The sequence below is a fragment of the Faecalibacterium prausnitzii genome (assembly GCF_019967995.1).
Taxonomy (GTDB): Bacteria; Bacillota; Clostridia; order Oscillospirales; family Ruminococcaceae; genus Faecalibacterium; species Faecalibacterium prausnitzii_E.
In genome coordinates this window covers 1237003-1250049 of sequence record NZ_CP065377.1, presented here as the reverse complement: position 1 = coordinate 1250049, position 13047 = coordinate 1237003, and the positions used below count along the sequence as shown (strand labels likewise).

At 49.1% G+C, this 13047-nt stretch carries 15 protein-coding genes and 2 pseudogenes; 5 read left to right on the top strand and 12 right to left on the bottom strand.

All coding sequences use genetic code 11. From position 1 onward, the window contains the following. Positions 1-34 precede the first annotated feature (34 nt). The 5 genes from I5P96_RS06200 to I5P96_RS06180 all read left to right on the top strand — a co-directional run bounded on the left by I5P96_RS06200 (position 35) and on the right by I5P96_RS06180 (position 2960). Positions 35-613 carry an accessory gene regulator B family protein gene (locus I5P96_RS06200; RefSeq protein WP_097783063.1) on the top strand — a complete coding sequence of 193 codons (579 nt, stop codon included), beginning with the start codon at positions 35-37 and terminating at the stop codon, positions 611-613. A gap of 68 nt (positions 614-681) precedes the next feature. Then, positions 682-816 (top strand): cyclic lactone autoinducer peptide, encoded by a 135-nt coding sequence (locus I5P96_RS06195; RefSeq protein ID WP_165852945.1) that lies wholly within the window; start codon positions 682-684, stop codon positions 814-816. Positions 817-1081: 265 nt separating this feature from the next. Next, the gene (locus I5P96_RS06190; RefSeq protein WP_133300985.1) at positions 1082-1828 is read left to right on the top strand and encodes a hypothetical protein; all 747 of its coding nucleotides are present in this window, start codon (positions 1082-1084) and stop codon (positions 1826-1828) included. A 31-nt stretch (positions 1829-1859) separates the two neighbouring features. After that, a complete protein-coding gene (locus tag I5P96_RS06185) occupies positions 1860-2249 on the top strand; it encodes a hypothetical protein (protein ID WP_055187026.1) in 390 nt (129 codons plus the stop codon). Between the two features lie 195 nt (positions 2250-2444). Beyond that, positions 2445-2960 carry a hypothetical protein gene (locus I5P96_RS06180; protein WP_055187025.1) on the top strand — a complete coding sequence of 172 codons (516 nt, stop codon included), beginning with the start codon at positions 2445-2447 and terminating at the stop codon, positions 2958-2960. A 190-nt stretch (positions 2961-3150) separates the two neighbouring features. Here the strand turns inward: I5P96_RS06180 and I5P96_RS06175 are convergent, their stop codons facing one another. From I5P96_RS06175 to I5P96_RS06120, 12 genes and pseudogenes are all read right to left on the bottom strand, one after another. After that, the gene (locus I5P96_RS06175; protein WP_055187024.1) at positions 3151-3507 is read right to left on the bottom strand and encodes a hypothetical protein; all 357 of its coding nucleotides are present in this window, start codon (positions 3505-3507) and stop codon (positions 3151-3153) included. A gap of 158 nt (positions 3508-3665) precedes the next feature. Further along, entirely contained in the window at positions 3666-3926 is a 261-nt protein-coding gene (locus I5P96_RS06170; protein WP_081028504.1) for a DUF6061 family protein, read from the bottom strand. A gap of 88 nt (positions 3927-4014) precedes the next feature. Next, positions 4015-4332, bottom strand: a pseudogene (locus I5P96_RS06165) (toprim domain-containing protein); the annotation flags it as partial. A gap of 61 nt (positions 4333-4393) precedes the next feature. After that, on the bottom strand, positions 4394-5128 hold the full coding sequence (locus I5P96_RS06160; RefSeq protein WP_117930453.1) for a DUF4366 domain-containing protein: 735 nt from the start codon (positions 5126-5128) through the stop codon (positions 4394-4396). Next, positions 5112-5375 carry a DUF4315 family protein gene (locus I5P96_RS06155; protein WP_117930454.1) on the bottom strand — a complete coding sequence of 88 codons (264 nt, stop codon included), beginning with the start codon at positions 5373-5375 and terminating at the stop codon, positions 5112-5114. Before I5P96_RS06155 ends, I5P96_RS06160 begins: the two co-directional genes overlap by 17 nt. Positions 5376-5389: 14 nt before the next feature. Then, complete coding sequence (locus I5P96_RS06150; protein WP_223383581.1) at positions 5390-7123, bottom strand: C40 family peptidase; 1734 nt, start codon at positions 7121-7123, stop codon at positions 5390-5392. Continuing rightward, a complete protein-coding gene (locus I5P96_RS06145; RefSeq protein WP_117950435.1) occupies positions 7120-9492 on the bottom strand; it encodes a VirB4-like conjugal transfer ATPase, CD1110 family in 2373 nt (790 codons plus the stop codon). The genes I5P96_RS06150 and I5P96_RS06145 overlap by 4 nt, the downstream gene beginning before the upstream one ends. After that, positions 9464-9829, bottom strand: a complete 366-nt coding sequence (locus I5P96_RS06140) for a PrgI family protein (RefSeq protein WP_112146658.1) — start codon at positions 9827-9829, stop codon at positions 9464-9466. The genes I5P96_RS06145 and I5P96_RS06140 overlap by 29 nt, the downstream gene beginning before the upstream one ends. 13 nt (positions 9830-9842) lie before the next feature. Next, entirely contained in the window at positions 9843-10709 is an 867-nt protein-coding gene (locus I5P96_RS06135; protein ID WP_223383580.1) for a VirB6/TrbL-like conjugal transfer protein, CD1112 family, read from the bottom strand. A gap of 214 nt (positions 10710-10923) precedes the next feature. Then, positions 10924-11019: pseudogene (locus tag I5P96_RS06130) on the bottom strand (Maff2 family mobile element protein); the annotation flags it as partial. An 87-nt stretch (positions 11020-11106) separates the two neighbouring features. After that, entirely contained in the window at positions 11107-12714 is a 1608-nt protein-coding gene (locus I5P96_RS06125) for a recombinase family protein (RefSeq protein ID WP_223383579.1), read from the bottom strand. 134 nt (positions 12715-12848) lie between these two features. Next, the gene (locus I5P96_RS06120; RefSeq protein ID WP_005946147.1) at positions 12849-13040 is read right to left on the bottom strand and encodes a transposon-encoded TnpW family protein; all 192 of its coding nucleotides are present in this window, start codon (positions 13038-13040) and stop codon (positions 12849-12851) included. Between the last annotated feature and the right edge of the window lie 7 nt (positions 13041-13047).

The window sequence follows — 13047 nt, the reverse complement described above, 5'->3', positions numbered from 1 at the left end:
AGCAAAAATCAGAAGATAAGGTGGCGCAACTGCAATGTGGGAACGCACGCTGTCTCAGAAATTAGTCCGTCTTTTCTGCGAACAAAAAGTGGTAGACGAATCAAAAGCGGATGCGTATGTCTATGGGTACGAGTTGCTCATATCGTCTGTTGTAAGTGTTTTGCTTGTCATCCTCGTCTCTGCCGTGTGTGGTGATGTTCGATACTCACTTTCATTTTTGATTGGGTTTATCCCGCAGAGAATCTACATTGGTGGATATCATGCAACGTCGCACACCAGATGCTATCTGGCATTTACCGGACTGGCACTTATCTGCATTTTGCTGAGTAAAGTAATTGCAGCCAATCACCTTTTTCGTATCCTGACAACAGCAGCTCTTATGGGCATCGCTATCTTTTTCTCTCCGATAGAAGCAACGAATAAGCCTTTAGGCAAAAAGAAGCGGTTAAGCTATAAGATGGTCGCATCTGTTCTTTCGTCAATAGATTTCCTGTTTGCCATTTTCAATGTGCTTCCGGACACCCGCAGTATAACGGTATACTACATTTCAAAATGGGTTTTAGTGATTTTTGCAATCATTCCGTTTTTTCAGAAACAAGCGAAGATATCCTAAGGTACGAGGGCGTTCATGTGTTTTCAGAAGATGAATGCTCTAAAAAATATCAAACGGAGGTAACAGAAATGAAAAAGATTATGTTGCTCTTGAGCAAGGTCACTTGCATTATGGCAATGGCTCTCGCAGTCTTGAGCGTGAACAGCACCTGTGGCTTTACGGCATATCAGCCGGATGTCCCGGAATCGCTTGAGCATGACTGAAATTCATATGAAAGGTAAGATAGCGATACTCTTACGGGATATATTTCTTGATAATTTTCTAAAAGGAACTGTTCGATTATGTTGGAGCTGCTTTCATTCATTATGTTGATTGTTCGTCAGCTTTTCTATATTCTAGGCGTCCTTGCATTTGGAAAATATCTCTTGAAAAAGTGAGAGCATCGATAATCAATGTACTTCGGAGGTGTTTCCGATGCACAGATGAGAGTCCGTTGTTCTATAGGAATGCATGAAAGGAAAAAACAAAATGAAAACAAAAACATATTTGCGTTATATTTCCTGCGTGTTAGCGGTGCTGCTTTGTGTTGCTTCCATTATGCCCATTGCCTTTGCAGATTCAACAAATCATGGCAATAGCGAATCTCTTTTGACAGGATCAAATTATTCTGTTTCGTACTCGATGAATGGAAAAGATGTTGTTGAACAGCTTACAATTCGTGATGGAGGTATCACACGAATTACGCGTACGGTGCATCCTAATGATGTGATGGACATTGTTGTTGTAGGTGCATCTGGTGAATCAACAACATCAACTGCAAGAAGTGACTATAGCTTGTTCTATGAAATTTATCAAGATCAGCAAAATTACAAAAACGGACAGCTGGCACAAATTCCTGCACTCACTGGAAGCGAGGTGACAGGGTCGCAGTTCAAGCACCGCTATGTTGGCACAAGTGCAACCGATACGGTTTATGCTAGTGATTTGCGTAAATGCAAAAAAGCATCTGATGTAGCCAGTATTTTAGCAACTGCATGGGGAAGCACACCAGCAGCAGTTATTTCTTCTACAGCATCGTTTATTTTCGATCAGATGCTTCAGAGTATGTCCTCGGACTGCTATAAAGTGACAATATCTTCTATTACGTATGAAGTCCTATTTTCCTATGACAATAGCTACTATACACATTGCTATCATCAAACTGTCAAGGAATATAAGTCAAATGGCTCTTTGATTCGGTCTAAAACGGATTATTATCAGGCCATTGGTGGCTGATAGTGACTTCAAAGAACAGGGAGAACATGTAATGGGATTCTTTAAGCAAAAAGGGCCACTCCAAAGAGATTTCTGCGAAGTATTGCTATATGTTGTGGCTTTATGGGCATTGAAGCCAGCAAGCCTTCAGGATATCCTGACGGTGAATCAATGCGATGGAATGTGGTTCTTTTCCGCAGCATTTTTTGCCATTGTTTTTGTAGGAATCGTTTCAGATTATCTTCTGATTACAAATCATTTCGTTGCATGGAAAGCAATACACGGCAATGTCAATCAAACAACATTTCAGGAACTTCAGAAATTTGCGCTGTGCGAAAATCAAAAAGTTGCTATTGAGCCAAAGTTGGCAAGTTGTATTTTAGTGGTTTTGGCAGGTTGTTTAACAGCGGCATTCGTATGGTTCACATTTATTTGCCGATGAGCATACACCTGAGTTGAAAATTTGCGGCTTTATAGTGTGATGAGGTGGCTGTTAGTGATATTGCTTTTGATCACGATGATGCCAATATACTAAAATTTTGTAAGAGGTGATTCCAGTGCAGAATTAAGCGAAAAAGAATCCAAATTGTAGCTGGGTGACTTGTAACAGTCAATAAAATATAAGGAGCAAATCGACATGAAAAAGATGACCCGAAATGAATTCCTTAAAATGGCTGGAACGAGTGCTGCGTTGGTTGTTTTCAACACAGTTTTGATGCCTGCTGCTGTTGCAGTTGAACCAGGCGTTGTAGCACTTTCTTCCAAAAAATCTAGTATCGAAATTGATAAAGGAACAACTGTAAACTCTGCAACATTCAAACTTGTCCCAATTTCTCGCGAAACCTTCTGGGGCGATGCTGGTTCATGTACACTTGATTATCTGTCTGAAGGGTATATCCAATGGACGATTACCGTTCCGGGTGCAGTAATTGTTTCCTTTGAAGGTAACCTGCATTTCAATAAACTTGGTACACCCTTTGGAACCTTTGATCATGCCATTTCTGCATACGGCACAATCGGTACGGAAGATGTAAAATATGGACTCTCTAAAGGAAAATGGGAGGTTGAGTTTACTGGAATTGCTACTGCGGCTAACGGCGATATGTATAGTGTCGTTGATGGCGCAACATTAGCTTTCAGTGTCACCAAATGATTCTGCCATATAATCTACGTATTTGATTTTTACAAAATAGCTTATCACATAGAACAAGCCCCACCTGCAGTAGATTCTTCGATTTGGAATATCTATTGTAGGTGGGGCTTTTAGATAAATTTATTTATTCAAGTTTGCCTTTATGTCTTTAAGGAGTTTTTATAGAGAGATAGCTTAAAAAACGATGATATCACAATTGCTGGATTTCTTGTTCGGCCAACCAAGCGAGTTTATTCCAGTTGTTTACACGACACCGTTTGCCGATAAATTCCAATATTTTTTTGTGAGTTTCTTTTGGCAGAGTATCGCCATTATGACATGCAAGAAATGTAAAAGGTTTAGGGATGTCTTCTTTTTTATCGGCCAATAATAAAATATATCCGATATACTTTCCCTGTTCAGATATCACATAAAATTCAGGTAGACAGTTTTCTTTACTGCTCTGAACAATTTCTTTAAAAATGTCTAATGGTATTTTTTGGGGAACAGCAGAGGCATAGACGTATTGAATGGCATTATCTTCATTTTTCAACCATGTAATCTCCATACTTATCTTCTTTTCCTTTTTGCAAACACAGTTAAAGCATTAAATATATTGTTATTATACCACATTTGTTGTGTGTTGGACTATGATTTGAAATTATTTGGCATTTTAACCAGTTTATCAAATGACTTATTGTGCGAGTAAGAGAATTTTAATCATAATCATTCGCTTGACCAATTTGTAACACAAAATACGTTACAATGATTTTCGGCGGTAGCCATGAAAAAACGATGACACTCAATCCTCCGTGTCAACCCCACTGTAAAGTAGCGGGTTGAGGATGTTCTGAGGCAGTTGGGCATCCTGTTGGCGACGGCAGAGCCATCCGTGAACCGGGCTTCCACTCGGTTGGTGTCTATGTTGTAGCGGAAGGAAAGCAGTTTTTGAGAGTGATTATGGTCGAAATTCTGATTTCGTTTCATTTGAATAGCTCCTTTAATGATTTTGAAATTTGATTTTTGACGAGATGAGGTCTCTTTTTTCTTTCTCTTGAGTCACCTAACCGCACTACCCTGCATCCGTAGCACAGATCACGCTGTCAACATCCGGGCAGTGCATCAGCTTTTGCAGGATGCCGAACTGTTTTTTGGTACTGGCAGACACCAGATACTCCCACTTTTGCGGCAGGATGGGCAGATCTGCAATGTTCCACTTGACGTATTTGGCATCGTAGACATTGGGCGGCGCAAGCTCAACCAGATGCCCCACGCACCAGCTTACCAGATAGCCGTTGCCCTCAAGGTAGCCATCCTGACGGCTGGTGGCACCGAGGACTTTGGCGTAGGACATGGCAACGGACGGTTTTTCCGCCACGATCAATTTTGCGATAAGAATCCCTCCATTCTGTTTCGGATTGCAATATGTAGGGCGGCAAAACGCCGCCTTGAAATCAGATGGGTTCAGTGTCCTGCTCGTCCGGGGTTTCGTCCTCGTCCGGCACATCGGTCGGAATCTCAAAATCGCCCTTGTCCTCGGTGTAGTTTGCATCGGGGTCAAGAGCTTCTTTTTCAGCCTGCTTTTTCTGCTTCTGCTTCATAAAGGTGTAAATGCCGCCGCCAGCAGCCAGACCGACCAGAGCCAGAACGCCTAAGAATGTGGCGGCATACTTCGTAACTTTGTTGCCACCAGTCTGTTCCGTACCGGATGCCGCCGCTTCTTCTGCGGCTTTCTTGGCTTCTTCCTCGGCTTTCAGCCTGTCCTGTTCCGCCTGCGCCGCCGCTTCCTTTTCGGCGGTATAAGCATCCGCATCTTCTTCCTCCATCAGTGCCAGCAGGTCGGCTTCGTCCACAAGGTTCATAAAGTGTACGGTTTGTGCGCCTTTACTGTTCCGGTCGATTACCAGATAAAATGTCGCACCCGATTTCGATACCAGCGTGATGAACTGCTGCCCGGAACCATCCGAATAATTGGTGTGGTAATCGTCCACCAGTGTCAGATTGCCCTCCGGGGTCAGTGCGCCGGAGGTTTCATCCGTGATGGTAACAACATCTTCCATCACCTCCGGCAAAACAGGCTGTTCCACCGGGGTAGCTTCGCCCTCAAAGGCAAAAGCGGGAGCCGCCATGCCAGCGCATAGCACCGCCGATACCAGCAGTGCGCCCAGTTTCTTAATCTTCATCTGCATTCTCCTTCTCGAAAGTTGCGCCGACCGCAGACAGCGCAGCCGGGTTCGGGGTGGTGGTGGCCGACTGCCGCAGCAGGGCGGCGAGCTGTTCCGGCGTGACCTTTGCAGTCCGTACCATCTCGTTGACCTCGGCGGAATCCTCCTCCTGAATGCGCCGCTCCAGGATCTCGATGCGGTTGTTCAGCTTGATGCGGCGCTCCTTCTCTTTTGCCAGCATTGCCCGCAGCTTATCCGATTTTTCGCTCATAGTAACTCCTCCAATCATTTTGAAAGCCGTCCGAATCCGGCGAGATGCTTCTCCCAGTAGGACGAGTGAATGTTTGCGTACTTGATTGGGTCTCCGGCACTGACCATCATGCCGTTGCCGAGGTAGATTCCAACGTGACTTTTCCCCGGCGTATCATACGTTCCCTCGAAGAAAACAAGGTCGCCAGGCTTTGCTTCGGCTTCGGAAATGTGCTGGCTCTTGTTCCACAGACCGTTGGCGGTGGTGCGCCCCGCATCGTAGCCGTTCTGGTTGTAGACCCAGCAGACATAACCGCTGCAATCGAACCCGGTTTCCGGGGTAGAGCCGCCCCAGACGTAAGGTGTGCCCACATACTTTTGGGCTTCCTTGTAGATGGCGGCAAATTCGCTGTCGGTCAGGGCTTCTGCCGGAATCTGATAATCAATGCCCGGTGTGCCGGAGCCATCAGAGCCACCGGGCGGCAGACCGCCGTTGAACAGGTAGGGTCTGCCGCCCAAGGTGTCTTGGAAAATCTCGTAGCGTTTCCACTGGTCGTTGTCCAGTTCTTCCCGGATGACCACCTCCAAGCCTCGGTTCACCAATTTGGTGTGGAAGATTTTGTACTCGTAGGGCACCTGCGTGGGAACCGGGATTCCTGCCGGGCTGATGACCCAGACGGTCATATACCGGGTCTGCACCTCTACCCATGTGGTCAGCTTGTACTGCTTTTTGAAGGTTTCCTTCAGCTTGCCCTGCACCTCCGACCGGGTGTAATCGTCATACAGGGTCGTGAGAAAAGAAGTCAACTGCCACGGGTCATGCTCGATGGGGTCAAGATGGTACTGGTACTCGTTGTAGCCGGGGTGATCGGCGGGAGTTCGCTTGATCTTTTTGTCCAGTTCCTTTTCCAGCTTCTTATAGTCCTGCTCTGCACCGCGAATATCCCGATCCTCGGCGGAGTACATGGTCTGCCCGGACACCTGTGTGCCGCCGGAAAAGAGGATGCCGCAGGAGGAAAAGCCGGACATCACCATGAGAATGAGCAAAAGAAAAACGCCCACGATCACCAGAACGTGTGCGTTGCCCTTGGCGGCATTCACCAGCCCTTTCACGGCAGTGCTGACGGCAGTTTTGCCCTTTTCTACCGCCTGTTCAATGCTGGACCGAGCAGCAGATGCGCCGTTGGATGCTGCTTTGCCACCTGCGGTCTGCGCCGCCGTGCCTGACCGGGCGGCGGCATAGTAGCTCTGCCGGATGTCCTGTTTCTGCCGCCACCGGGAAAGCCAGTTGGAGCCGCCCTCGCCGGTGCTGGATGCGCCTGCATCTTGTGTTGCAGTCGGCTCTCGTGCAGAAGATTTTGCGGTTTTGGTGCCCTTCTTGCCCTGCATCTTGGCTTTCTTCTTGAGCTTCCGGGCATAGCGGCTTTTGGAAATATCACGGACATTTCCTGCCGCTTTTTCGCCCTCGCTCAACGCCTGCACACCGACGTTTTCATCCTCGTACTGGTCAACTTCGTGATGCACCGCAGAGCGGGCGGCATGGGCAGCGTACATCTCCCGCTTCTGCGCCTTGCTCAACCGGCTCAACTCGTCAGGGGTCAGCTCCGCCTTGCCGAACCTCAAGTGTTGGGCTTTTTCTGCTGCCTTTTCCGCATCGGTTTTCAGCTTTTTCTTTTTGGGCACCGACTGCTCCACCTTGGCTCTTTTCGGGGGAGAACGGGTCTTTTTGGTTGACGTTTCCTCTTTGTGATTCAGCTTCGGATTGCTCATTTCTGTGTGCCCTCCGAAACCTCACCCAACTTGGTGGTCATAATGCGGTAGAGTTCCAAATCGGTGGGGAAACGGTCCACAAACGGCAGAATGACATTGCCGAAAAACAGCAGCCCCTCGCCCTCGCCGGAGTGGGTCACATAGGAAAGCTGATGGGGCGAGATGTTGAGCTGCTTTGCGAGAATTTGCCGGTCGCCTGCCGCCTGATTCAGCATGATGATCATGTCCGAATTTTCAAAAATATTCTCGACCTCACGGGAAGAAAGAAGGTCTTTCACGTTCTGAGTCAGCCCTGTGGGAATACCGCCCCACTTGCGGAAACGCTTCCAGATCTCCACGGAATACGCCGCAGTCTGCTCCTCTTTCAGAAGCAGGTGCATCTCGTCCATATAATACCGTGTGGACTTTCCGCTGCTACGGTTTGCCGTGACACGCCCCCACACCTGATCCTGCACAATGAGCATACCGAGCTTCTTCATCTGTTTGCCCAGTTCCTTGATGTCATAGCAGACGATGCGGTTGTTGACGTTCACATTGGTGCGGTGGTTGAACAGGTTCAGACTGCCCTTGACGTAGATTTCCAGTGCGGTGGCAACATGGTGGGCTTCTTTCTCGTCCTGTTGGAGCAGGGCATTGTACAAGTCCTCAAGGATGGGCATATTCTCCGGGCAGGGGTCGGCAAAATATTTGCGGTAGATCAGATGCACACAGCGGTCAATGACGGTTTTCTCCACCGGCAGAAGCCCTTCCTTGCCACCCACCACCAGTTCACACAAAGAAAGAATAAAGTCAGCTTTCAGGGAAAGCGGATTATCTTCCTCCGAATAGTTGGCGTTAATGTCCATGGGATTGATGAACTGGGTGCTGTTGGGGCTGATTTTGATAACCTGACCTTTCAGCCGATTCACCAGAGGAGAATACTCTCCCTCTGGATCGTTCACAATAATATCATCGTCCGTCACCAAAAAAGCGTTTGCGATTTCACGCTTTGCCGAGAAACTTTTGCCGCTTCCCGGAGTGCCGAGGATCAGGCCGTTGGGGTTCTTCAGCTTCTTCCGGTCCACCATGATGAGGTTGTTGGACAGGGCGTTCAGTCCGTAGTACAGACTTTCTTTGCCGGACTGGTACAGTTCCTGCGTGGTAAACGGAATGAAGATGGCGGTGCTGCTAGTGGTAAGACCGCGCTGAATCTCAATCTGGCAATCTGCCAGCGGCAGACTGCTCATCAGCCCCTGCTCCTGCTGGAAATCCAGACGGCACAGGTTGCAGTTGTGCTTCTGAGCGATGGAGCTTGCCTGAAAGACGTTGTTTTCCAGTTCCTGCTCCGTGCGCCCGGTGTTCAAAACGAGGAATGTCACCAAAAACATTCTCTCGTTCTGGCTCTGCAATTCTTTCAGCAGGGCTTTGGCATCTCTGCCGTAGGTTTTCAGATCCGACGGAAGAATGTCGATATCATAACCGGAACGGATGGCTTTTTTCTGTTCCTCAATGGTACTACGATCCAGTTCGGTGATGGTGCGCTTGACGGTTTTGATGGCACGGTTCTGGTCAACGGACTGGATGTGCATGGTGACGATCTGGCTGGAATCCATATCCAGAAAATCCTTCAAAAGCTGGTCGCTGATGTCCGATGCCGTAATGCTCAAAAAGCTGGCGGCGCAGAAGATGCCGCCCATCTGGAACGTCCGGGAATTTTTGAAGGCAAAGGCGGTGGGCGCAATGGCATCCTTCACCGAAAGCCCACTTTTTACGAGGTCTTTCCAGTCGAAATGAAACTTGGATGCGCCGTCCATGTTGAACATATCGTGCATGAGTTTCAGCCGCTGGACACCGTTCAGGGGCTTTGCCTGCACCCCCAGCCGGTGGAAGTTGTTGAGCAAATCGTTCTGGATGTGGTCGAGCCGGGGCTTGACCTGCGCCATGCTCTCGCCCTCTACGCCAAAGGTGATGAATTTGGTCTTGGTCAGACCATTATTGCCCTTGGCAAGCTGCTGGCGCAGCATCTGGGAATACTCCGCACGAACATCATCGAAACCATCTCGCTGGTACGGGATACGGATGCTTTTCTCAAACTCGGTGCTGTCGGTTGCCATGTTCACAAAGGACAGTTCAAACTTGATGCTGGAATCGAAGAAGTTCAGAAAACTGCACCATTCCTCGAAAATCGCCGTCTTATCCTCCTGCTGGGCGAGCTGGTAATTGATGTCCTGATACTGGATGGTGCGGGTGTAGTAGCCGGGACGGACACGGCAGGTGCCGTCCTCAAACATCCGCTGCATGGGGATGGACTGCTGGGCGGTCCGGGGCACGGCGGGTTTCTGCGGTTTTTTCTTGCCGTCCTTACCGGTCTTTTTCCAAAACGGAATCATAGGTTGCGCCTCCCTTCATCAAAATCGCATAGTAGTTGTTGGTCTTGTAGGGGCGAATCTTCGGGCGGACAAACCGGGACTGCACATAGTACGACAGCAGCTTTTCCATGGGCTGACCGTTTTTTTCGTACATCCCAAGGAAAAACGCTGGCAGCATCACCGCCATCATGCCGAGGGTGGCGGCAGTGTTGCCGCCGGAGTCCCGGAGAACAAAAAATAGCGGCACTCCAATGAGAGCCGCTGTGCCAAAGCAGACGAGCTGCCGTTTGGTCAGATTGAATGCGACCTTCGATTTCACCTTCGTCAGGTCACGGGGGACGGAAATATACGCAGCCAATAAAGCACCTCCTTTAATGCGCTCCGAGAACGGATTTTGTCACGGAACTGGTCTTGAACAGGCTGAAACAGAGCAGAACAGTGTAGCCCACAATGCTCCAAATGGAGTTGATGGCATCCCCGGAAATCGCTACGCTCTGGATCAGCACCGCATAAATTGCTACGCAGATGAGGATGAGAAAGCCCTGAAAACCCAGCGCAAACAGGCATTTCAAATAGTTCTGCCCCATGTGGCTCTGCTCGTGGTTGCCGAAAGTCGCCATGGGGATGGGTGCAAGGCTCACCATGCAATAGATCTCAATCATTCTTCCGTACACGATGACAAAAATGATGATGCTCAAGATCCGCATGGTGATGCCGATGAAGAAACTTTGCAGGAAAAGCCCGAACAGGGGGCCTACATCCATCTGCATCAGGCTGGATTGCAGCATCGACAAGCCAATGTCGTTGACACGGGTGTTTCCAGCAATGATGCCGCTGGAATCAGACACCACCTTCTGTGTCAGGTCAAAGACCGCCATCACAATATCGAAGGTGTTGGAAATAAACCACACCGACACCGCCGTTTTGAAGATCCAGCGCATGATGAGGGCAGGCTCAAACTGCGCCATGTTGTTGTGCTGGGTGATCATTTCGATCAACTCATAACAGGCGATGAAGGTCAGGATGATGCCTGCAATGGGCAGCACCACGTTCCGGGAGAGGGCTTCAATCATGGCGAACACTCTCGGCTCAAAGCTAGAGGGCTTGGTGCCCACCTGCTGGGCGATATTGCCGACCTGCGTGTTCACATCATCGAACAGGCCGGACAGGTTTGACATGATGCCTGCCGTCAGGATGCCTTTGATCCAGTCGGCAATGGCTTTGAGAACGGTTTCCATTCAGCAGTCACCGTCCTTAGCTGAAGTGGTTGATGAGGGTCTTAAGAAGGTTCAGGAGAAAAATAATGTGGGTCAAAAACTGCATAATAGCACCGCCTTTCATGGATGGGTGGAGATTCGTATCACAATGCGCTCCTTATGATAAAGGGCTGTTATCCACAGCAGAGATAGAGCGATTGCGTATGTACAGGCGGGATAAACCCGCCTGCGGCTCTTAGCCGAACAGACCAGACAGCAGAGGAATCAGGGTGATGCCCACCAGAGCGACACCGCCGCCAGCCATGAGCTGCTTCATGCCCTGAGACTTTGCTTATTTGTGATAAAGAAGTAATAGAAGTGTAAAAAATTTTGCCTTTCCTATCCGATACTTGTCTTTGGTATCGGATAGGGCAGGCGGTCATTCGGGCAAGTCCACCTTGCCGACGAAAGAATAGTAAATCTCAATATCCTGTCTGCGTGTGCCGTTTTCATCGTAGCTGCACTCATGCACAACGATTTTCTCTACAAACTCACGCAAGAGGGTGTGGGTCAGTTCTTCAAAGTTCATATGCTTGCGGACAATGTTCATAAACTTTTCTGCGTTTACGGTAGCTTCCTGTGCTTTGGAAAGCTCCGCCTGTATTCTGGCAACACGCTCTTTCAATTCCTGCTGTTCGGCTTCATAGTCTGCCGAAAGCTCCGTGAAACGCTCGTCAGAAATGCGACCGCTTACGCTGTCCTCATACAGCCGCTTGAAAATAGCGGAAAGTTCACCGATACGCTTTTCGGCAGCTTCCAGTTCCTTTTTCTTGGCGGCGTTCCGGCGTTTGCCGCCGTCCTCGTTCTGCTCGATCAGCAGCTTCATAAACCGGGCTTCATGCTTTGCCGCATAGCTCGTCACTTTCCGTAGATTGGAGAGAACGCCTGCAGTCAAAAGGTCGGTGCGGATAAAATGTGCGGTGCAGTCATGGGTGCGCTTCTTGTAGTTCCCGCAGATATAGCAGTCCTGTTTCCGCTTATCGGTCTGGTAACGCTGCTGATACATGACGCTGCCGCAGTCCGCGCAAAAGAGCATACCAGAGAACAAGCCCACTTCATCATAGCGGTTCGGACGCTTGCGCTGTTTGCGTAATTCCTGCACACGCTCCCATGTCTGGGTGTCGATGATAGGCTCATGGTGGTTCTCGAAAATTGCCTGTTTCTCAATGGGATTTTCTATGCTGTGCTTGGTCTTGTAGGACGGTTTCTCCGTCTTGAAGTTCACCAAACAGCCCATGTACTCCCGGTTTTCAAGGATATGCACCACGGTATTTGTCGCCCATTTGCACTCATAGCCGGGGTGATAGCGGCGTGTGCTGCCCATCCTGCGGTATTCCAGCGTTCCCGGCGTTGGGATTTCCTGCTCGGTCAGCATACGGGCTATCTTGGTCGGACCGTTCCCGGCAAGGCACAGACGGTATATCTGCTTGACCACGGGTGCGGCTTCCTCGTCAATGATGAAGTTTTCGTCCTCGTCCATGAGGTAGCCGTACACGGGTTTGCTCGTAACAGGCTTGCCGCTCATGCCTTTTGACCGTTTTACAGCTTTGATTTTCTTACTCGTATCTCTCACCAGCCATTCGTTGAAAATGTTCCGCAGAGGGGCAAAATCATTGTCGCCCTGTGCGCTGTCTACTCCATCGTTGATGGCGATAAAACGGACGCCTTTTTGTGGGAAAATCATCTCGGTATACATTCCCACCTGCAGGTAGTTTCGCCCTAACCGTGACATATCCTTTACGATAACGGTAGCCACTTTCCCGGCTTCAATGTCCGCAAGCATGGATTGAAAACCCGGTCTTTGGAAGTTCGCACCAGAATAGCCATCGTCCGTGTACCAGCGCAGATTGGAAAAACCGTTCTGCTTTGCGTAGGTTTCAAGAATACGCTTCTGGTAGGAAATGGAATTGCTTTCGCCTTGCAGCTCGTCCTCATGGGATAGTCTTGGATAAAGGGCAGTGATTTTCTGGGTGGTCTGTCTTAACATAAAATCCTCCGTTTCCGACAGCCAGCCCCACTATTCCGTATTTCGATTATACCACATGGGGCGGCTGTCTGTATAGCGGCTTCTGCTTCTTTACCGCCCGGTAAAATGACGATTTTTCTGTGCGGCTTGTAGCGTTAGGGCGAAAGCTGGGCTTTGTGTCCTGCGGCTGCTTCCGCCTCCAGCACTTTCATCATCTTATCGGCTGCGGTGTCGGTGGTATCTTTTTTGAAAAAGCCGGAAACGACAAGGACGGTGTTGCCCATGCGGATCTCTGTCACACAGTCCGGGCGGCGTTCCGGGGTGGTATTCTGCTTGTTCTCTGCCATAGGCAAC